Below are 20,760 nucleotides of genomic sequence, written 5' to 3' on the forward strand. Positions count from 1 at the left end.
GCCGGCGAGCTTTTTTCAGCTTCACTGTTCAACGCATTGCGTCAGGAAAGCACCCGCGCAATCGATCAGGCCCACAACGCGGACGTCTCGATGTTGCGCAGATCGAACACCAGCACTTCGGCATCCTGTCCGTGCGAGAAGTCGAGCACCTGTTCGTCGCGCACTCGCGCACCGTCGCCTTCGCCGAGTTCGACGCCGTTCACCGTCACGCTGCCGCGCGCCACGTGGATGTACGCGTAACGGTCCGCCGCCAGTTCGAGCCGCGCGCTTTCGTCGCCGTCGAACAAGCCGGCGTAGACGCGCGCATCCTGCTGCAATACCAGCGAATCCTCGGCGCCATCCGGCGACATCACGAGACGCAGCGCGCCGCGCTTCTGATCCGCGCTGAAGTGGCGCTGCTGATAACGCGGCGTCGTGCCGTTTTGCGCCGGCGCGATCCAGATCTGCAGGAAGTGCACCGGGTCGCTCTTCGAATGGTTGTATTCGCTATGCGCGACGCCGGTCCCCGCGCTCATCAACTGGATGTCGCCGGGGACGATCACCGAGCCGGTGCCCATCGTGTCCTTATGCTCCAGCGCGCCTTCCAGCACGTACGAAAAAATCTCCATGTCGCGATGCGGATGCTTGCCGAAACCCTGTGCCGGCGCGACGCGGTCGTCGTTGATCACGAGCAGGTCGGAGAAGCCGTTCTGCTTCGGATCGTGATAGTGCGCGAAGGAAAACGTGTGACGCGAGCTGAGCCAGCCGTGCTCCGCGCGGCCGCGTTGATTGGCGTGTCGAATGTCGAGCATGTTTTTCTCCTGGTTTGTGCGATCCGGCCCGTCGTGGCCGTCGATCCATGAACGACAGTTTAGGTCAATTGGGATGGATATAATCGCGTGAAAACCGGAAACAATGTCACGATGGAGTGGACAATATATGCAGCTCGACGACATGCGGATTTACGTCGCGACGATCGACGCCCACAGCTTCACGGCCGCGGCGAACCGGCTGTCGCTGTCGAAACAGTTCGTGAGCCGCCGCGTGATGGCGCTGGAGGAAGCGCTCGGCGTGCAGTTGTTGATCCGCAATACGCGCAAGCTGGCCGTCACCGAACTCGGCCAGGAGTTCTACGAGCGCGCGCGGCGCATCCTCGGCGAAGTCGACGACGCCGAGCAGGCCATGTCGAGCCGCCGTGCCGGTCCGCGTGGACTGGTGCGGGTGAGTGCGCCGATGTCGTTCGGCATGATGCATCTGTCGCCGCTACTCGCGCTGTTCCTGCGCGAGCACGGCGAGGTGCGGGTGGACATGGAGCTCAGCGACCGCACCGTCGACGTGATCGGCGAAGGCTTCGACATGGCGATCCGGATCGGCACGCTGGCGGACTCCACCCTGATCGCGCAGAAACTGGCGGATCTCAGGATGGTGGCGTGCTGCAGCCCCGGCTACCTGCGGCGCCGCGGCCAGCCCGCGACGCCCGCCGATCTGGCGCGGCATGCGTGCCTGGTTTATGGCCACGGCGGCGCGGTGAGCTGGGAGTTCCTGATGGGCGGCGCGCTGAAGAGCGTCGAAGTGCACGGGCCGTTGCGCGCCAATAACGGCGACCTGATTCGCGACGCGGCCGTCGCTGGAATCGGGATTGCGCGGCTGCCGGACTTTATCGTCGCCGACGCGCTGAGCCGGGGTTTGCTGGTGACCGTGCTCGACGACTACCTGCCCGCGCGGACGAGCGTCCACGCGGTGTATCCGCAGCATCGGCAAAGCTCGCTCGCGATCCGCGCGTTCGTCGATTTTTTAAAAACCGGCTTGCCTGCGCGCCTCGCGGCCGGGGCGTAGACAACCCTCAACCGTCGCGGAAAATAAAGCTGTAGCCGTTCAACGCCGGCACACCGCCCAGATGCGCGTACAACACGCGCGAGCCCGCCGGAAACTCGCCGCGCTGGGTCATCTCGATCATCCCGTGCATCGACTTGCCTTCGTACACCGGGTCGGTCAGCACCCCTTCCAGGCGCGCGCAAAGACGGATCGCCTCCAGCGTGCCGTCGTTCGGCAAACCGTATTCCGGACCGCCGAAGCGCTCGTCGAGCGCCACGTCCGCGCCGGTGATGTCGCGGCCAAGTTCCACCTGTTCCGCCGTGCGTTTCGCGATCCGCGTGATCTGCTCGCGCGTTTGCGCGGGCTTCGCGGAGGCATCGATGCCGATGACGCGGTCGGCACGGCCGTCCTCGGCGAAACCGACGATCATGCCCGCCTGCGTGCTGCCCGTCACCGAACACACAACGACGTAGTCGAACCTGAAGCCGAGTTCCGCTTCCTGCTGGCGGACTTCTTCCGCGAAGCCGACGAAGCCGAGGCCGCCCAGCGGATGATCCGAGCAGCCGGCGGGAATCGCGTAGGGCGTGCCGCCGGCTTCGCGCACGCTTTGCAGCGCGTCCTCCCAGCTCTTGCGGAACCCGATGTCGAAACCGTCCGGCACAAGCCGCACGTCCGCGCCAAGAATGCGCGACATCTGGATATTGCCGACGCGGTCGTACACCGCATCCGAGTAGTTGACCCAGTTCTCCTGCACGAGCACGCACTTCATGCCGAGGTGGGCGGCCACGGCGGCCACCTGGCGGGTCTGGTTCGACTGGATTCCGCCGATCGACACCAGCGTGTCGCAACCCTGCGCGAGCGCCTCGGGGATCAGATATTCGAGCTTGCGTGTCTTGTTGCCGCCGAACGCGAAGCCGCTGTTGCAGTCTTCGCGCTTTGCATAGAGCTGTACCTTGCCGCCAAGGTGGTCGCTCAGGCGCTTGAGCGGCTGGATCGGCGTCGGTCCGAAAGTGAGGGGGTAGCGGGGGAATCGTTGCAGGTTCATGGCAGCTCCGTGGGTGCTTTGGGTGCTTCAAGTGCTTTAGGGGCGCGGCTGGAAGTCGGCGCGTCGAACCTCATGGTAGGTAAAAGCGCGAGAAATGAGCTTGCGAAAAAAACTGCCGGCACTTAAGTTTGAAAAATACATCTCGTGATTGTTTTAATAAAAAAATGTTCGACCGCCAATGAACGCAACAAAAATTCGCCGTAGCGCAACGAAGCGAGCGAGCCCGCCAGCGCCGGCAAGAACCCCGGCCCGGCCGGAATCCCATGCCACCGTTGCCGCGGTCCCGGCCGACCCGCTCCAGTCGCTCGACCGCATCGACCGCGCGATCCTTCGGCAACTACAGGCCGATGCGTCGATCTCGAACGTCGCGCTGGCGGCGAAAGTCAAACTGAGCGCGCCGGCCTGTCTGCGACGCGTCGAGCGGCTTAAAACGTCGGGGCTGATTCGCGGCGTGGTCGCATTGATCGATCCGAAGGCGGCCGGGGCGGGAATGCTGGTGATCATCGGCGTGGTGCTCGATCGCTCGACGCCGGAGTCGTTCGCCGCCTTCGAGAAAGCCGCGCAGAAAGTGGCCGGCTGCATGGAGTGCCACGTGGTGACGGGCGAGTTCGACTATTTCATGACGATCCGCACGCGCGACAGCGACAGCTTCAACCGGCTGCACGCCGAACAACTGCTGTACCTGCCCGGGGTGCGGCAAATCCGCTCGTTCATGGTGCTCAAGGAAATCCTCTCGACCACGAAATTTCCGCTCTAGCGCGCTCGCCCGAGGAAAAACGCGCGCATGCTGTCATAAACGCCGCCGCCGTGCGACCAACCGTCGAGACCACTCGTGGATGGCGGCGTGCGCCTGACCGGGTGAACGGCACGGACTTTCCGAGGGGCGATCATCATGACTTGCAACAGACGGACTTTCTTCAGGTTTCTCGGCGCGGCGTCGCTGGCGGGCGGCGCATCGGCGTGGGGCGGGGCACGTTCAGCGGCCGCGGCGGACACGAGCACGGCAGCGGCGTTCGAGGTGTCGCACAGCGATGCCGAATGGCACAAGCTGCTGAGCGACGCGCAATACCGCGTGCTGCGGGAGGCGGGCACGGAGCGTCCGTTCAGCAGCCCCTTGAACGACGAGCACCACGCCGGCACTTTTTCCTGCGCGGGGTGCAGACTGCCGCTGTTTTCGTCGAAGACCAAGTTCGACAGCGGCACCGGCTGGCCGAGTTTCTATCAGCCGCTCGATCACGCTGTCGTCACGCGCACGGACAAATCGTTCGGCATGGTGCGCGACGAAGTGCTGTGCCGTCGTTGCGGCGGCCACCTCGGTCACGTATTCGACGATGGGCCGAAGCCGACCGGCCTGCGCTATTGCATGAACGGCCTCGCGATGACGTTCGCGCCTGGGTCGGCGGGAACGAGTTAGACGGGCCGAACCCGCGACGAACCGTGCCGCGCGCTTCGCGAGTCGAGCGACGCGCGCCCACACGTCAGCGCACAACCACGGCATCACCGCACCACCGCACCACACCACCGCCCGGTTCTGCCTTCGGGCGCGTCCTCCTCGCCATTCCCTCCCATCGCCCCTCGCAACCCGAAGCCTCGCTCCACCGTTCAGGCCCGCAATTTGCACTAGCGTGTCGGTCGGCAAATCTTTCGCACACGATTGCTCGTACTAAAGCCCGTTTTACGGCTTGCCGGTCTGGTTGGGCATCGTGTTTTGCCGGATAGTGCGAGTCACTGGCTGAAAAAATTACAGGCTGCCCGGTTGGGCGGCGATCGTCCGGATGCCGCCTGGCCATGGCGGCTCCGGGCGAAAAACATAACCCTCTTCGCGACAGGCGAAATTCGGAGGCTTCTGGTGTTGAACAGCCGTAGAAAGCGGATCGGCATGATCCGCAATAAACAAACAAGCATCGCGGCAACGTCTCTGATGGCCGTGACCCTCGGCGGCATTGGCATCGTGCCGGATTCGGCGATGGCGCAAACGCCGTCGCCGCTCAACGAATGGCAGTACTCGGTCGGCATTCCGCTGCAGAAGATGTGGCAGCCGAACATTCCCGACTGGCAGGTGCGCTTCGGCGCGGCCGCGTCGTTCCAGCCGCGCTACGAAGGTTCGGACCGTTACCACATGATGGGCGGCCCGAGCATCGACGTGCGCTACAAGGACCTGTTCTTCCTGTCGAGCGGCGAAGGCCTCGGCGTCAATTTCGCGCAGGGCGAGAACTGGCGCGCGAGTCTGGCGGCGGTCTACGACCTCGGCCGCCGTGCCCACGACGATCCTCAGGAACTGAACGGCCTCGGCAACATCAATGCCGCGCCCGGCGTCAAACTCGCCGGCGAGTACGTGATCTCGAAGGATTTCCCGCTGGTGCTGCGCGCCGACGTGCGCCGTTACTTCGGCGGGTCGAACGGCTGGACCGGCGACTTCGGCGCATATATGCCGATGCCGGGCAGCACCAAGAAGTTCTTCTGGTTCGCTGGACCGAACGTGTCGCTGGCCGATTCCACGTATATGAACAGCTGGTTCGGCGTGAATCAGAATCAGGCCGCGCATTCGCAATACTCGCAATATCACGCGAGCGCGGGCTTCAAGTCGGTGGGCTTCGGGGTCAGCGCGGTGTGGCTGTTCAACAAGCACTGGTTCGCGACGGCGGACGGCGCGTACGAACAACTGGTCGGCAGCGCGGGTAACAGTCCGATCACGCATCGCAAGGCGAACGGCGTCGCGGATATCTCGATCAACTACCGCTTCTGACACGACGGCGTCGCCGCGCGATTCGAGCGGCGACGACCACACGGCGCTCGGGCAATCCACGCGCGAGCGCCTTATGTCTGCCGCGCCGACTGCCGGACGGTTTCGTTGCCGGCAGAACTGCTCCGCATGCCGCCGGACACTCCGGCGGCTACCTCTTGTCCGCGCTCGCGGGTATATCGCTTGCTGCCCTTGTGACGTGCGTTAGACCGGACTCCCCGCCGGCACGCCCGAATGCAAGGAGCACTCCCATGGCTGGTAAAACGAGTAATGGCGCGAGTAAAAGCACGAGCAAAAGTATGGATGCAGGCAAGCCCGCGGCGAAGGCCGCGCCGGCGAACGATCCGAAATCGAAAGACCTCGAACAGTTTCGCGTGAGTCCGCAGGGCGAGGCGTTGCGGACCAATCAGGGCGTCAAGATCGCCGACAACCAGAACACGTTGCGCGCGGGTCCGCGCGGTCCGTCGTTGCTGGAAGATTTCATCATGCGTGAAAAGATCACGCACTTCGATCACGAACGGATTCCCGAGCGCATCGTGCATGCGCGCGGCTCGGCGGCGCACGGCGTGTTTCAGGTGTACGAGTCGATGCGCGACTACACCAAGGCCGCCTTTCTGCAGGACCCCGGCGTGCAGACACCGGTGTACGTGCGCTTCTCGACGGTGCAGGGACCGCGCGGTTCCGCCGACACCGTGCGCGACGTGCGCGGCTTCGCGGTGAAGTTTTACACGCAGGAAGGCAATTACGATCTGGTCGGCAACAACATGCCGGTGTTCTTCATTCAGGACGCGATCAAGTTTCCCGACTTCGTGCACGCGGTGAAACCCGAGGCGCCGAACGAAATGCCGACCGGTGGTTCCGCGCACGACACCTTCTGGGATTTCGTGTCGCTCGTGCCGGAGTCCGCGCACATGGTGTTATGGACCATGTCGGACCGCGCGATTCCGCGCAGTCTGCGCACCATGGAAGGCTTCGGGATTCACACGTTCCGCTTCGTCAATGCCGAGGGCAAGGGGCGCTTCGTCAAGTTTCACTGGCGGCCGGTGCTGGGCTCGTATTCGCTGCTGTGGGACGAAGCGCAGAAACTCGCGGGCAAGGACCCGGATTTTCATCGGCGCGATTTGTGGGAGGCGATCGAACGCGGCGATTATCCCGAGTTCGAACTGGGCGTGCAGATCGTCGAGGAGAAGGACGAGCATGCATTCGACTTCGATCTGCTCGATCCGACCAAGCTGATTCCCGAGGAATTGGTGCCGGTGAAGATCGTCGGCAAGATGACGCTCAATCGCAATCCGGACAACTTCTTCGCCGAGACCGAGCAGGTCGCGTTTCATCCGGGCCACGTGGTGCCCGGCATCGATTTCTCCAACGATCCGCTGCTGCAAGGGCGTCTGTTCTCGTACACGGATACGCAGATCAGCCGGCTCGGCGGCCCCAACTTCCACGAGATTCCGATCAACCGGCCCGTGTGCCCGTTCAACAACAACCAGCGCGACGCAATGCACCGGCAGACCATCAACGTGGGGCAGGCATCGTATGAACCGAATTCCGTGAGCGGCGGCTGGCCGAAGGAAACCGATCCGGCGGCGTCCGATGGCGGCTTCGAAAGTTATCAGGAGCGCGTGGAGGGCACGAAGATCCGCGTACGCAGCGAATCGTTCGCCGATCATTTCTCGCAGGCCGCGCTGTTCTACAACAGCATGTCGGCGCCGGAGAAGGACCATATCGCCGCCGCGTATCAGTTCGAACTCGGCAAAGTGACGAAGCCGGAAATTCGTGCGCGGGTGGTGAACGAGATCCTGGCTAATTTCGATGCCGGTCTGGCGGCGAAGGTGGCAGAAGGCCTCGGTCTGCCCGCGCCGAAGAAGGGCACGGCGAAGCTGGCCGGACCCAGGGAGTCGCCGGCATTGAGCCTGCTCAATCGCGCGCAGCCTGGCATCAAGACCTGCAAGATCGCGCTGCTCGCGGCGCCGGGTTCGGACGGCGCCGCGATCCGCAAGCTGCAGAAGGCGCTGCACGACGAGGGCGCGACGCCGATGCTGATCGCGCCGACGCTGGCGCCCATCGACGGCATCGCGCCCGACGCGACGATCGCCGGCTTGCCGTCGATCATGTTCGACGCGGTGATCGTGACCGGCGGCACGGCCGGCGCGAAGCTGCTCGCGCAATCGGGCGACGCGCGGCATTTCGTGCTCGAAGCGTTCAAGCATCTGAAGGCGATCGCGGCGCTGGGCGCGGGGCGCGACGTGCTCACCGCCGCGCATCTGCCGGAGAACGCGGATGGCGTGGCGACCGGCGATGATAAGCAGGCTGCCGATGTATTGAAGTCGTTTATCGAAGCGGCCGGGCAGCATCGCGTGTGGTCGCGCGCGGCGCAGGCGGAGACGGTGCCGGCGTGATCGCATGGCAGACGTAGCGATGCGTCGATGCCGGCATGCAGACGCCGGCATCGACAGCGACCGATGTCGCGCTACGGATTGACCCGCGTCGCGTCATGCAGGCGGTGCGTGTTTTTCGGCGCCGCCGCGGCGGAAGCCGCGGCCGCCGACACGCCTGCCGGACCTTCGGGAATATCGCTCGGCCGCGCGTTCGCTTCGGCCTTTTGCGGATACAGCACCAGCAGCGCGCGCAGCACGCCGTTGGTCCAGCCGAAACCGTCCTGCAACGGATACTCGCCGCCGCCCGCCGACACCCCCGGCGCGGCGGCGTCGACATCGTATTTCTCGACCAGCTTGCCGGTGTGCTGGTAGTACGCGACGTTCGTCCCGATCCAGCGCGTCGCGATGGTTTGCGCGAGCGCCGCTTCGCCGTAACGCCGCAAGCCCAGCACCGCCAGATACTGCAACGGCGCCCAGCCGTTCGGCGCGTCCCATTGCTGACCGCTCGTCATCTGCGTGGTGGCGAGGCCGCCAGGGCGCAGCAACTCGCGCTGCACGGTCGCGGCGACCGCCTTCGCCTGACGCCGGTCCGCGACGCCCGTGTACAACGGATACACGGTCGCGGCGGTCAGCCGGTGCGTCAACGTGCGATGCACGAAGTCGTAATCGCCGAACGCCTGCAGGCGCGGGTCCCACAACACCCGGCGAATCGCATCGGCACGCGTGGCGGCGCGCTGCTCCATGTTCTCCGCGTGCGTGACGTCGCCGCGCAACCGGTAACCCTTCGCCAGCGAACGTTCGAGATCGACCAGCAGACAGTTCAGATCGACCGGCACGAGCGAGGTCACGTCGACGGTGGCGAGCGTCTTGCCGTCCGCGAACCAGCGCGAGCTGAAGTCCCAGCCGGTTTCGCCGCCCGCGCGCAGATTGCGCCACAGGTCGGCGGCCTCGCGCTGCGGCGTCTGCTGCGCGGTCAGCACGTCCTCGCGATACGACTCGTCGCGCGGCGTCGCACGTTCGTCCCAGTAGCGGTTGAGCAGCGTGCCGTCCGCGAGACGCACCACGTGGCGATTCGCGTGACCGGCCGCGAGGCCGTCGCTGCCGTCCATCCAGTACGCGTATTCGCGCTCCAGTTCGGGCAGGTACTGGGCGTAGACCGCGTCGCCGTCCTTCTGCGCGACGAGCCGCACCATCTGCGCGAAGAACGGCGGTTGCGAACGGCTCAAGTAGTACGTGCGATTGCCGTTCGGAATATGGCCATAGCGATCGATCAAGGTCGCGAAATTTTTCAGTTCGTCGACCACGAGTGCATGCTGTCCGCTCTCTTCGAGTCCGAGCATGATGAAGTACGAGTCCCAGTAATAGATCTCGTCGAAACGGTCACCCGGCACGATGTACGGATACGGCAGCGGCAACAGCGAGGACCACGGGCTCGCATTCGCATCCGGCTCGCGGCGCAGCACGTTCCACAGCGTATCGATGTGGCCGACCACGTCCTGATTCGGATCGGAGACGTAGGCTTTGGCGGCGCGCGCCGGCAGCGTGAAGTTGCGCTTCACGAAGTCGGCGAGACTGAAGCCGGGCTGGCGCTTCGCGGCGTCGTAGGCGGCGACGATCTGCGCGGGCGGCGCGAGCGGCACCATGTCGGCGAACGTCTTGCTGTCGGGGTAGAGATGCGCGAGCTGCACGTCGCGATAGAGCGCGGGGTACTGCTCGGAAGGCGGCACGGGGACGACGGGCGACGCCTGGGCCGGCGGCTCGACGTGAAGCGCGACCGGGGAGAGGGCGGCGTCGTGCGTGGCGGCATAGGCCGCGCCACTGAGCAACGCGTGGCACACGAGCGTCGCGGCGACCAGCGCACGCAGCGGAAAACGGGACGAGGCGCAAGACGTGGGAGAAGCGGAAAGAGTCATCGGCGACCGGAAATGAGTGGAGAGCAGGAATGGCGAATTTGCATTGTTCGCACGATTGACCCGCATCGGTCGCGCAAAGTTGCGTGCTTCGGCAGCAGCCCCGCCCAGCAAGCCTGAGCCGCCGTCGATACGTCTCAAAATCAGGCTCATCCTGTATGATGACGCGGGCTCTTTAGCGACCCGCCACACCGCGCGAGAAACCTGAAAATTATTCCGAATCCACTCGATTCGCCCAGCCGAAGACAGAAAAAATGACCGCATCTCAGGCCGTCGATCAGAATCGTTTCCGCAGCATCATTCGCCGCAATATCGCTTTGCCCCTGGGCGTGGGCCTCGTCACGATGGCCGTGTTCGTGGGACTGATCGCGTATCTGGTGTCGACCATGAATTGGGCCGAGCACTCCGAGCGCGTGATCGGACAGGCGAACGAAATGTTGCGTCTCGCGGTGGACCGCGAGTCGTCGATGCGCGGTTTTCTGATCACCGGCGACGAGAGTTTTCTGACGCCCTACGAAATCGGCGGTCCGAAGTTCAAGACGCAGATCGAGGCGCTGCAGGAGATGGTGTCCGACAATCCGCCGCAGGTCGAGAAACTCAAGCAGATCGAAGCGATCCAGCAACGCTGGAGCCGTTACGCGGACACGATGATCGATGCGCGCCGCCGGAATCAGGACTTCGAAAGCGCGGTGTCGAGCGGTCGCGGCAAGATCGAGTTCGACGAAACGCGCCGTGAATTCGGCGATTTTCTCGACGTCGAATTGCGTTTGCGCCAGGAGCGCTCGGACGCGACGCGCCGCGTCACCAATACGCTGGTGAGCGTGTTCCTGCTGTTCAGTCTGGGCGTGAGCGGTTTGCTCGCGTGGGTGGGGCGCCGTGAGCTGCTGGGTCTGTCTTCCACTTACGACGGCGTGCTGCGTCAGCAGGCCGAACAGACCGAGGTCCTGCAGGAACAGGTGTGGCTGCGGTCGGGGCAACGGCTGCTCGCGGAGAAGGTGGTCGGGCAGGCGACGCCGCAACTGGTCGGTCGCGCGATGCTCGATTTTCTCGCGGAGTATCTGGACGCCGCCGTCGGCGCGCTCTACATCCGCGATAAACAACACGGCACGCTGCGCCGCATCGCTGCGTACGGTTTTAGTCGCGAAAGCGAGCAGGCCAGCGCGCGTCATTTCGAGGAAGGCGAAACGCTGATCGGCCAGGCGGCCGCGGCGCGCCGGGTACTCGTGCTGCGGGACGTGCCGGACAATTACATCCAGGTGGTGTCCGCGACCGGCCGCAGCGCGCCGAAGAACCTGTTCATCATGCCGATCGAAAACGACGGCCAGATCAACGGCGTCGTCGAACTGGGCTTCATTCGCGAGCTGACCGTGCGCGACCAGGAGTTCATGGAGTTGATCGCCAACGCGATGGGCGACTTCGTCGAAGCCGCGATGTATCGCGAGCGCCTGCAGGACGCGCTTGCCGAGACGCAGCAGTTGAACGAAGAGTTGCAGGTGCAACAGGAAGAGTTGCGCGTATCGAACGAAGGCCTCGAGGAACGCGGCCGCGCGCTGATGGAATCGCAGACGCGGCTCGAGGCGCAGCAGGCGGAACTCGAACAGACCAACGTGCAGCTGGAGGAATACGCGCAGCGCCTGGAGCGGCAGAAGTCGGACCTGCTGCGCGCGCAGGACGATCTCGCGGCCAACGCCGCGCGGCTCGAACAGTCGAGCCGCTACAAGTCGGAATTCCTCGCCAACATGTCGCACGAACTGCGCACGCCGTTGAACAGTTCGCTGATTCTCGCCAAGCTGCTGCAGCAGAATCGCACCGGCAATCTGAGCGAGGAGCAGGTGCGTTACGCGGAGACGATCCACGCGTCGAACAGCGACCTGCTGGTGCTGATCAACGACATTCTCGATCTGTCGAAGGTCGAGGCCGGCCAGGTGACGGTCGAACTCGAAACGGTATCGATCGACGCGACGCTGCAGTCGCTCGAAGAGATGTTCAAGCCGCTCGCCGCGAACAAGCATTTGCAGCTCGCGTTCAACCGCGCGCCGGGCACCCCCGATACGTTCGTCACCGACGGTCAGCGCGTCACGCAGATCCTGCGCAATTTGCTGTCGAACGCGGTGAAGTTCACCGAGCATGGCGAGGTGGCCTTGACGGTCGCGCCCGCCGAGCGCCACCAGTTGCGCATCGACGTGCGCGACTCCGGCATCGGTATCGCGGCGGACAAACTGGACATGATCTTCGAGGCGTTCCAGCAGGCCGACGGTTCCACCAGCCGTCAATACGGCGGCAGCGGACTTGGCCTGTCGATTTCGCGTGAATTCTCGCGTCTGCTGGGCGGCAGGATCACGGTGGCGAGCGAAGTCGGCAAGGGCAGTGTATTCACGCTGTGGCTGCCGCTCGATTCGAGCGCGGCGCTGGCGCAAGGCGAGGGCGCGCAGACGCCGGAGCAGGCGTTCGCGTCGGCGCACGCCAACGTGCAGGCGAGCGCGTCGGCGTTGACGTCGTCCTTGACGCCGGTCGCGGCGAGCGCCGAGGTCGAGCCGCCGCTGGTGCGCATGCCGCCGCGCGTCAATCAGACTACCGTGATCACGCCGGCGAACGGGTTGAGCAACGGCCTGATCGGCGGCGACAGCACGCCGGAAACCGTGAGCGGCCCGATCGCCGACGACCGCGACAACCGCACCCGCGCGGGCCGCCTGATCGTCGCCGTGGAAGACGACCTCGCGTTCGCCGAGATCCTGCGCGATCTGACGCACGAACTCGACTTCGATTTCGTTCATGCCAGCGACGCCACGAGCGGCCTCGCGCTGGTGCGCGACATGCGTCCGGCGGCGGTGCTGCTCGACGTCGGTCTGCCGGACCGCTCGGGCCTGACCGTGCTGGAGTGGCTGAAGAACGATCCGCTCACGCGTCACATTCCGATCCATATCGTCTCGGCGACCGACCACGCCGACAAGGCGCTGCACCTCGGCGCGATCGGCTACACGCTCAAACCGACCGCGCGCAGCACGATGGAAGCCGCGATCCGCCGTCTCGAAGCGCGCCTGCAGCAACGCCTCAAACGCGTGCTGGTGATCGAGGACGACGGGCCGATGCGCGAAAGCATCCGCGCGTTGCTGCAAAGCGAGAACACCGAGATCGTTGCGGTTGCAACCTTGGCCGAGGCGCTGGAGTATCTGGCGAAGTTCAGCTTCGACTGCGTGGTGACGGACCTCGCGTTGCCCGACGGCACCGGCTACGACCTGCTCGAACGGCTAGCCGCGAACACCGCCCATGCCGCGCTGCCGGTGATCGTCTACACCGGCCGCATGCTGTCCGACGAGGAAGAGCATCGCCTGCGCCGCTATTCGAAGTCGATCATCATCAAGGGCGCGAAATCGCCGGAGCGTCTGCTCGACGAAGTGACGCTGTTCCTGCACAGCGTGGAGTCGTCGCTGGCGCCCGAACAGCAACGCATGCTGCGCACCGTGCGGCAGCGCGACAACGCGTTCGAGGGCCGCACGATCCTGCTGGCGGAAGACGACGTGCGCAATATTTTCGCGCTCTCGCACGTGCTGGAGCCGCTCGGTGCGAAACTGGAGATCGCGCGCAATGGACGCGAAGCGCTCGACGCACTGGAGAACGGTCCCGAGGTGCATCTGATCCTGATGGACATCATGATGCCGGAGATGGACGGGCTGACCGCGATGGGCGAGATCCGCCGCAATCCGCGCTTCGCGCATCTGCCGATCATCGCGCTGACCGCGAAGGCCATGGCCAACGACCGGACGCGTTGCCTCGAAGCGGGCGCGGACGACTACGTATCCAAGCCGATCGACGTGGACAAGCTGGTCGCGCTGTGCCGCGTGTGGCTGCGGCAACGGTAAGCGATCAAACCAATCAATCGATCGATCCATCGCGAAACCGTGCACCGCCGACCTGACTGACATTGAATGACACTGAGCGAAACTGAACGGATGAGCCTGAACGAATGAGCCGGTCCGAATTCGACGCGCCGCAACGCATCAGCGATTTCGACATCGAGTTGAAATTGCTGCTGGAGGCGATTTACCTCAAGTATCAGCACGACTTTCGCCATTACGCGATGTCGTCGCTGCGGCGCCGTCTTTCGCAGGCGCTGGAGGAGTTTGGGCTAAAGACGCTGTCGCAGTTGCAGGACCGCATCATGCGCAACCCCGACGAGTTCTCGCGGCTGTTCCAGTACCTGACGGTGCAGGTCAGCGAGATGTTTCGCGATCCGGCGTATTTCCTCGCGCTGCGCGAGCATGTGCTGCCGCGTCTGCGCACCTATCCGTCGATCAAGGTGTGGGTGGCGGGGTGCAGCACCGGCGAGGAACTGTGGTCGCTGAAAATCCTGTTCGACGAAGAAGGCCTGACCGAGCGCACGCTGTTCTACGCGACCGACATCAATCCGGACGCGCTCGCGCGCGCCGAATCGGGCATCTACGCGCTCGACCGCATTCAGGGCTTCACGCAGAACTACCTCGCGGCGGGCGGCAAGCGTTCGCTGTCGGACTACTATCACGCCGCGTATGGCGGCGCGCGTTTCGCGGGCTCGCTGAAAGACCGCGTGGTGTTCGCCGACCATAGCCTCTCGACCGACGAAGTCTTTCTCGAAGCGCATCTCGTGTCGTGCCGCAACGTGCTGATCTATTTCGATCGCGGCTTGCAGGACCGCGCGCTCGGCCTGTTCGAAAACGCGCTGGTGCGGCGCGGTTTCCTCGGTCTGGGTAGCAAGGAAAGTTTGCGGTTTTCCCGTCACTACGAAGCCTTCGACGAATTTCGTCCGGGCGAACGTATCTATCAGAAGCGCTAGGCGGCCATGCCGAGCCCGAAAACATCGTCAACCGTTTCCGCCTCGCGAGAGGCGGATGCGTCGCGCGCGTACGAGCTGGTCGTGATCGGCGGGTCGGCGGGCGGCATCGAAGTGCTGAACGTATTGCTCGGCGCGTTGCCGGCCGGCTTTGCGGCGGCGGTGATGATCGTCACGCATTTGCCGCCCGATTCGCCGAGCTATCTGGTGCATGCGCTTGCGCATCGCTGCGTGTTGCCGGTCATCGAACCCGACGCCGGCGAACGCATTCTGCCGGGGCGCGTGCTGGTCGCGCCGCCGGGCTATCACATGCTGGTCGAAGTCGATCGCACAGTGGCGCTGTCCACCGATGCCGCGGTGCGCTTCTCGCGTCCGTCGATCGACGTGCTGTTCGACTCCGCCGCCGCGGTGTGCGGCGAGCGCCTGCTGGCGATCCTGCTGTCCGGCGCGAACGACGACGGCGTGCACGGTTTGCAGCGGGTGCGCGCGCTGGGCGGCACGACCTGGGTGCAGACACCGGACACCGCCGGCTCCCCCGAAATGCCACGCGCCGCGATCGAACGCGGCGTGGCCGATTACATCTACACTCCCGAAACCATGGCCCGGCGGCTCGCAGCATTGCCGGCCTTTCTCTGACGCGATGCCATGACGAACTCACCTGTGAATATCCTGATCGTCGACGACATCGTCCACAACATCACTGCGCTCGAAGCGCTGCTGGCGCGGCCGGACGTGCACGTGCTGGTGGCGGATTCGGGCACCGCGGCGCTCGACCTGCTGCTCAAGCACGAAGTCGCGCTGGCGATTCTCGACGTCAACATGCCGGGCATGAACGGCTTCGAACTGGCGGCGCTGATGCGCGGCAGCCCGCGCACCTCGCATGTGCCGATCATCTTCCTGACGGCGACCGCGCAGGACGCGTCGCGAACCTTCCGCGGCTACGAAGCGGGCGCCGTCGACTTTCTGTACAAACCGTTCGACCCGCGCATCCTGCAGTCGAAGGTGGATGTATTCGTGCAGCTCGAACAGCAGAAGCGTCAGCTCGCCGCGCAGCTCGTCACCACGCGGCAGATGCTCGAAGCGAACGAAATGCTGATGGCGGTGCTGAGCCACGATCTGCGCACGCCGCTCGGCGCGGTGCTGGCGTCGGCGGAATATCTGATGCGTACCGCCGCCGACGAGCAATCGGTGACGGTCGCCACGCGCGTGAAGAACAGTTCGCTGCGCATGGCGCGGATGGTCGATCAGTTGCTGAACCTCGCGCGCCTGCAAGGCGGACGCCTGCCGCTGCAACCGCGTTCGATCGAACTGGCGACGCTATGCCGCTCGGTGATCGACGAATTCGCGTCGCGCGAGAACGGCAAGCGCATCGTGTTCGCGAGCCGCGGCAATACCGCCGGCGCGTGGGATACGGATCTCGTGTGGCAGGCGGTGTCGAACCTGGTGAGCAACGCGTTGCATCACGGCGCGCCGGGCGGCGATATCGGCGTCGAAGTGGACGGCGAGGCCACCGACGTGGTGCGTTTGAAGGTCGCGAATCGCGGCTCGATTCCGGCGGAAGTGTTTCCGCATCTGTTCAAGGCGTTCGGGCCGAACACCAGCGGCGCGCGCTCGCGCGAGGGGCTGGGGCTCGGGCTGCATATCGTGCAGGAAATCGCGCGCATGCACGGCGGCAATGTCAGCGTGAATTCGGACGATGCGATCGGGACGGTGTTTACGATCGAGTTGCCGAGAATGGTGACGTTGCAGCGGGGGTCGTTTACGCGGAAGTGAGCGGTGTGGCGCGGTAGCGTTCTGTGCCGACACGGAAGGCGGCGCGCATCGATCGATCTTGCCGTGCAACGGTGTTGCTTGCCTAAGCGAGGGGAGTCCCGCTTCTGGGGCCGCCGAACCATCTGCATAGTACCTGCACGACATTTTCATTGTCCGGCGCGGCGTCGCTGGCCCACGCGACGAATCCATCGGGACGTACAAGAACCGCGCGCACACCGAGCCGATCCTTCACGTCGCGATCGACGTAGACGAGCTGCTCGCGCCATTGGTTTGCGAGCTCACGAAGCGATGCGTTCGCATCGAAATCGAGCAACAGCCCCTTTCCTTTTGCTTCGCGCAGAAGCGTGCCGCATTTCGTTGCGTCGGTGAATTCGAAATCAGGCACGCTGCGGCCTGTTAGCGGATGAGTGTCGTTGTCGTTACCGCCGAGGTCGTAGCGCAGCGAAACACCCCACACGCGTTCGGCGAAATACGTCGCGCCGTCGCGCGTGGCCAGCAGATCGCGGACGATCGCTTCCAGCGCGCGCGTGCTTCGGGTCGGACGCATCAGCGCGACTTGCGCGCGCGACCAGTCGAGTACTTGCGCGCCAACCGGATGCCGCTCTGCTTCATAGCTGTCGAGCAGACCTGCCGGCGCGTCACCGCGAATCGTCGCGACCAGCTTCCAGCCGAGATTCAACGCGTCGCCGATGCCAAGATTGAGACCCTGGCCACCTAGCGGCGAATGGATATGCGCGGCATCGCCCGCGAGCAGCACGCGCCCCTGGCGATAGCGTGTGGCCTGAAACGCGCGATCCGTCCATGTGGTCGCGAGTCGTAGCGCGGCGAGCGTGACGTGAGTGCAGGACACGCGGCGCAGCACTGCTTGCACGTGCTCCAGCGTCAGCGTCTGATTTCGATGATTTGCGCCGCCGTCGAAGTCCACCATCGCAATCGTGCCGGGCTGCGCGTAGGTGTACATGCCCGTTGCGGTGTAGTGTCTCCCCGGTTGAAGTACTTGTGGATCGCTGAGTTCGACTTCGACGGAATAGCCGGTGAACTCCGGGTCCGTGCCGGTGAAGTCGAATCCGCCTGCCTTGCGCACGGTACTGCGGCCGCCATCGCATCCGACGAGCCAGCGCCCGCTGAATGTCTCTCCATTGGCGTGAACGTCCACGCCCGAATCCGAGGGTGTGTAACTGTCGACGCCGCAGCCGCGCCGGATCTCCGCGCCCATCTCCGTCGCGTGATGCGCAAGCAGATTTTCGAGTGCGGCGAGTTCGATGGCCATGTTCGTATCGGCGGGACTCGGCAAGCGATAGGGCCACTTCGATGTGTCGACATCGTCGTAGAAGAACTGAATGCCCGCGAAATGTCCTGCAGGCCGACGCGGCTGCTGCATCCAGTGCGCGGCCGCCGCGGTCTTGCTCGCGTCTTTGTTCGAGTCTTTGTTCGAGTGAGACGCGCGTTGCATCGCGATGAGATCGTCGAGCAATCCGCGACGATAAAGCGCTTCCAGCGTCGGCACGGAAAGCCCACGCATGCCGAACGGTAGACGCTTTAATGGAGAGTGAGGATCTTCGGCGCGTTCGAGTACGAGAACCGATAGATCGAACCGCCGCAATTCGCAGGCGAGAAAGAGACCGACAGGGCCGGCTCCGGCAATGATGACGTCGTAGGCAGATTGAAAGTGCTTGTGCATGAACGGACTCCGGTTGTCGATGTTCGACCGGAGCGTTCCCCACGTTGAGAGCCGCACGGACGAACGACGGGACGCGTAGAGCGTCCGCTGTTCGTCGTGGGGATCTTGTGCACGAGGCCAAAGACCAGAGCTTTCGTTACCGAAAGGACTTGGGCTTACCAAACCAAGTCTGCCTTTTCCGACACGGCTTTATATCATCGTGGCGGGGAGGGTGCAACAGGGGCGGGGTTGATTACCCACGTTAATGGATCATGCTGGTTTCCCGGATAAATAACTGACTCACGTTGAAATAGTAGCTGTGAGCGTTACCGTCCTGATCGGTCGCGTCGATGATGTCGTAACGCTGGTCACCCTTTTGTACCAGCCTTTGACGGGTAAAGCGCATCTGCTTGGCGGCGAGCCACGAGAATTCCTCCGATGTCGCCACGATGTGAATCGCGGACTCGGGCGTCGATCCGTCGCCGCTATGCGCGATATCCTGAGTAATACCGAACAGGAACAGACGCGCGTCGATTTGCGCCTCGACGTTCCCGGTCTTGCCTAGCAGGAAGCTATAGTTCGAGATCACGCTGAAGATCGGAATCTGCTGCAGCGGACGCACGCGTTCGATTTCGCGGAGTTTCGACAGCGCCGCATTGAAGTCGCCTCGCTGCGCAAGTGCCATCGCGTCGCGATTGGACTCGTTGCACAGTTGGATCAGTTCCGGATAGTTAAAGCTCTGGTCGTTCAGGAACTTCACGCGCTCTTCATGTGCGTGCGTCAGCGCGGTCTGATATTGGCCGTCTTTCGGCGAAACCGGTAGCGGCGCGAAGATATCGTGCGCTGTCTTGTTCAGCGACGCGACGAATCGCGGCGTTAACCTGAAGTACACCACGACCGCCTGTCCCGCCGTTGCTGTACTGGTGTAAGTGACCGCCTGAAGATCCTCGCCATGGTAGGGATAACCGCGTGCGCCGGATAGATGGCCTGACTGCGAGTCGACCCAGTCAGTGAGTTCGGCGACGGTGATGACGCGTACCGGATCGTCCGGCGTGGCGCCGCTGCCAGACTGTTTTTGAAGAATGTTTGCCATGGCGGCGGCGCGCTCGTCGCATCCCGACGCATCGTCCGGTTTGGAAAGTTTTTTGTAAATCCGTTTGCACAGTAGTTGTACGTCGAAGCTGGGAAACTGCGTCAACGGTGCGTACTTTTGCAGCGTCTGGAGGTGGGCGAGGGCATCGGCTTCGTTGCCGGCCTGATCGGCTGCGTTCGCATCACGGACCACCGCCTGAATTTCCTTCGAGAGCGTCTGCAGGTCGATCTTGTTGTCCTGCTCGAACGCCTGTCGTTGCGATTGCAACTGTTCGGTAATTGAAAGCGGCTCAGCGGCGAAGCATGTGACGGATAACGCAACGAGCAACGTGCTGACCAGACATCCAGACTGACGCATGCCTTCCCCTTGGATGAGATATTGGTATCGTGGATGACAAAAGCCATGGAAGCGGCTTTCATCTGTAATTTTTTTTGCGAGCGAATGACTAAAAATCGCGCGGGAAAAAGTCTATCACGCAGATCTGTCTCTACTATTGCGCGGGCATTATTCAAGCGCGCTTATTCTTCCTTGAACCTGACGTGCTCGATGAACGCACGCAGTTTGGGCAGAACTTGATGTCTGCCCGAGTGATACAGAAACACACCCGGCGTCATCACGGCGAACGTCGACAGCAGCGGCACGAGGCGCTCTTCGGCAATGGCGCTTGCGGCAAGTGGCCTGGGCACCTGCGCAAGACCCACGCCGCGAATCGCCGCGCCGACGAGCGTGGGGTAGTCGCGGGCAATGAGCGATCCGGAAACGCTGGCTTCCACGCGCCGGCCGGCATCGAGAAAAGCCCACGGTGCGATCGACCCGTTCGAGCGTCGCATGCGCAGGCAGTTGTGTTCACGCAGATCGTCTATATTCTCCGGGCGCTTGCGCTGCTGAAGATAGTTTGGGCTCCCGATAACCTCGAATGGAAACGGCGGCGTCAATCGCACCGCAACCATGTCGGCCTCGATGAACTGGCCCATGCGGACACCTGCATCGAATCCTTGCGCCGCCAGATCCACCAGCTCCGCGCTGGCGACGATCTCGACCTGCACATCGGGACAGGCTTCGCAGAACGAGGCAATCAACGGCTCCAGCACGATCGGCACCACTGAACTCGGTACCGAGAGTCGCAACAGCCCGGACGGTTTCTGTCCGAGTTCACGCACGTCTTCGCTTGCATCGACAAGTTCCTCGAATGCGGGTTTCGCGCGAGCGAGAAAGCGTTCACCGGCTTCGGTCAAACCGACGCTGCGGGTTGTGCGAACGAATAGCGCCGCGCCGATACGTGTTTCGAGCAAACGTATCGTCTGGCTGATCGCCGAAGGCGTGACGCCGAGTTCCGCCGCGGCGCGGCGAAAGCTGCGGTGCCGGGCAACGCTGAGGAAGGCTTCGACGCCGTCGAGCGCGCCTTGCCGGACTGTGAAGTTCTGCTTCATGGCCCGTCCATGTTAGCGCGGCTAGTCGCTTGCCGGTAGCGCTCCTAGACTCTAGGTGCGGATCGGGCAATCCCGGTTCCGTACTCCGCCCGCGGTGCGTGATGCCGCGCCGGTCCGTCCCTGCCTG

At 63.8% G+C, this 20,760-nt stretch carries 15 protein-coding genes; 9 read left to right on the forward strand and 6 right to left on the reverse strand.

All coding sequences use genetic code 11. From position 1 onward, the window contains the following. Positions 1–65: 65 nt before the first annotated feature. The gene (locus tag LFL96_RS33480; RefSeq protein WP_281002179.1) at positions 66–791 is read right to left on the reverse strand and encodes a pirin family protein; all 726 of its coding nucleotides are present in this window, start codon (positions 789–791) and stop codon (positions 66–68) included. Between the two features lie 127 nt (positions 792–918). Between LFL96_RS33480 and LFL96_RS33485 the strand changes: the two genes are divergently transcribed. Continuing rightward, on the forward strand, positions 919–1,815 hold the full coding sequence (locus LFL96_RS33485) for a LysR family transcriptional regulator (protein ID WP_281002180.1): 897 nt from the start codon (positions 919–921) through the stop codon (positions 1,813–1,815). A gap of 7 nt (positions 1,816–1,822) precedes the next feature. On the opposite strand, the gene LFL96_RS33490 is transcribed toward LFL96_RS33485, so the two are convergent. Then, on the reverse strand, positions 1,823–2,839 hold the full coding sequence (locus LFL96_RS33490) for a 1-aminocyclopropane-1-carboxylate deaminase (RefSeq protein WP_281002181.1): 1,017 nt from the start codon (positions 2,837–2,839) through the stop codon (positions 1,823–1,825). A gap of 178 nt (positions 2,840–3,017) precedes the next feature. On the opposite strand from LFL96_RS33490, the gene LFL96_RS33495 reads away from it, so the two are divergent. The 4 genes from LFL96_RS33495 to katE all read left to right on the forward strand — a co-directional run bounded on the left by LFL96_RS33495 (position 3,018) and on the right by katE (position 7,981). After that, entirely contained in the window at positions 3,018–3,596 is a 579-nt protein-coding gene (locus LFL96_RS33495) for an Lrp/AsnC ligand binding domain-containing protein (protein WP_281002182.1), read from the forward strand. Positions 3,597–3,731: 135 nt separating this feature from the next. Next, positions 3,732–4,253, forward strand: coding sequence for a peptide-methionine (R)-S-oxide reductase MsrB (gene msrB, locus LFL96_RS33500; RefSeq protein ID WP_281002183.1), 522 nt, complete (start codon positions 3,732–3,734; stop codon positions 4,251–4,253). Positions 4,254–4,688: 435 nt separating this feature from the next. Next, positions 4,689–5,585: a MipA/OmpV family protein gene (locus tag LFL96_RS33505; RefSeq protein WP_281002184.1), complete on the forward strand. Its 897-nt coding sequence runs from the start codon at positions 4,689–4,691 to the stop codon at positions 5,583–5,585. A 191-nt stretch (positions 5,586–5,776) separates the two neighbouring features. Further along, positions 5,777–7,981 carry a catalase HPII gene (gene katE, locus LFL96_RS33510; protein WP_281002185.1) on the forward strand — a complete coding sequence of 735 codons (2,205 nt, stop codon included), beginning with the start codon at positions 5,777–5,779 and terminating at the stop codon, positions 7,979–7,981. A 71-nt stretch (positions 7,982–8,052) separates the two neighbouring features. Here the strand turns inward: katE and treA are convergent, their stop codons facing one another. Continuing rightward, on the reverse strand, positions 8,053–9,873 hold the full coding sequence (gene treA / locus LFL96_RS33515; protein WP_281002186.1) for an alpha,alpha-trehalase TreA: 1,821 nt from the start codon (positions 9,871–9,873) through the stop codon (positions 8,053–8,055). 251 nt (positions 9,874–10,124) lie between these two features. Here treA and LFL96_RS33520 point away from each other — a divergent pair, with 251 nt between their 5' ends. The 4 genes from LFL96_RS33520 (at position 10,125) to LFL96_RS33535 (ending at position 16,450) form a co-directional block, all read left to right on the forward strand. Then, complete coding sequence (locus LFL96_RS33520; RefSeq protein WP_281002187.1) at positions 10,125–13,730, forward strand: response regulator; 3,606 nt, start codon at positions 10,125–10,127, stop codon at positions 13,728–13,730. Positions 13,731–13,834: 104 nt separating this feature from the next. Continuing rightward, positions 13,835–14,680 (forward strand): CheR family methyltransferase, encoded by an 846-nt coding sequence (locus tag LFL96_RS33525; RefSeq protein ID WP_281002188.1) that lies wholly within the window; start codon positions 13,835–13,837, stop codon positions 14,678–14,680. A 6-nt stretch (positions 14,681–14,686) separates the two neighbouring features. Next, a complete protein-coding gene (locus tag LFL96_RS33530) occupies positions 14,687–15,313 on the forward strand; it encodes a chemotaxis protein CheB (protein WP_281002189.1) in 627 nt (208 codons plus the stop codon). 9 nt (positions 15,314–15,322) lie between these two features. After that, positions 15,323–16,450, forward strand: a complete 1,128-nt coding sequence (locus tag LFL96_RS33535; protein ID WP_281002190.1) for a hybrid sensor histidine kinase/response regulator — start codon at positions 15,323–15,325, stop codon at positions 16,448–16,450. Between the two features lie 82 nt (positions 16,451–16,532). On the opposite strand, the gene LFL96_RS33540 is transcribed toward LFL96_RS33535, so the two are convergent. The 3 genes from LFL96_RS33540 to LFL96_RS33550 form a co-directional block, all read right to left on the reverse strand. Beyond that, complete coding sequence (locus LFL96_RS33540; RefSeq protein ID WP_281002191.1) at positions 16,533–18,131, reverse strand: FAD-dependent monooxygenase; 1,599 nt, start codon at positions 18,129–18,131, stop codon at positions 16,533–16,535. Positions 18,132–18,372: 241 nt separating this feature from the next. After that, positions 18,373–19,395, reverse strand: a complete 1,023-nt coding sequence (locus tag LFL96_RS33545) for a DUF4919 domain-containing protein (protein WP_281002192.1) — start codon at positions 19,393–19,395, stop codon at positions 18,373–18,375. Between the two features lie 326 nt (positions 19,396–19,721). Further along, positions 19,722–20,633 (reverse strand): LysR family transcriptional regulator, encoded by a 912-nt coding sequence (locus LFL96_RS33550; protein WP_281002193.1) that lies wholly within the window; start codon positions 20,631–20,633, stop codon positions 19,722–19,724. Between the last annotated feature and the right edge of the window lie 127 nt (positions 20,634–20,760).

The organism is Paraburkholderia sp. D15, from assembly GCF_029910215.1.
Taxonomy (GTDB): Bacteria; Pseudomonadota; Gammaproteobacteria; order Burkholderiales; family Burkholderiaceae; genus Paraburkholderia.

Coding starts and splice junctions, on each gene's coding strand:
- LFL96_RS33480 (WP_281002179.1), bottom strand. CDS start 791: ATGCTCGACATTCGACACGCCAATCAACGCGGCCGCGCGGAGCACGGC.
- LFL96_RS33485 (WP_281002180.1), top strand. CDS start 919: ATGCAGCTCGACGACATGCGGATTTACGTCGCGACGATCGACGCCCAC.
- LFL96_RS33490 (WP_281002181.1), bottom strand. CDS start 2,839: ATGAACCTGCAACGATTCCCCCGCTACCCCCTCACTTTCGGACCGACG.
- LFL96_RS33495 (WP_281002182.1), top strand. CDS start 3,018: ATGAACGCAACAAAAATTCGCCGTAGCGCAACGAAGCGAGCGAGCCCG.
- msrB (WP_281002183.1), top strand. CDS start 3,732: ATGACTTGCAACAGACGGACTTTCTTCAGGTTTCTCGGCGCGGCGTCG.
- treA (WP_281002186.1), bottom strand. CDS start 9,873: ATGACTCTTTCCGCTTCTCCCACGTCTTGCGCCTCGTCCCGTTTTCCG.
- LFL96_RS33520 (WP_281002187.1), top strand. CDS start 10,125: ATGACCGCATCTCAGGCCGTCGATCAGAATCGTTTCCGCAGCATCATT.
- LFL96_RS33525 (WP_281002188.1), top strand. CDS start 13,835: ATGAGCCGGTCCGAATTCGACGCGCCGCAACGCATCAGCGATTTCGAC.
- LFL96_RS33530 (WP_281002189.1), top strand. CDS start 14,687: ATGCCGAGCCCGAAAACATCGTCAACCGTTTCCGCCTCGCGAGAGGCG.
- LFL96_RS33535 (WP_281002190.1), top strand. CDS start 15,323: ATGACGAACTCACCTGTGAATATCCTGATCGTCGACGACATCGTCCAC.
- LFL96_RS33540 (WP_281002191.1), bottom strand. CDS start 18,131: ATGCACAAGCACTTTCAATCTGCCTACGACGTCATCATTGCCGGAGCC.
- LFL96_RS33550 (WP_281002193.1), bottom strand. CDS start 20,633: ATGAAGCAGAACTTCACAGTCCGGCAAGGCGCGCTCGACGGCGTCGAA.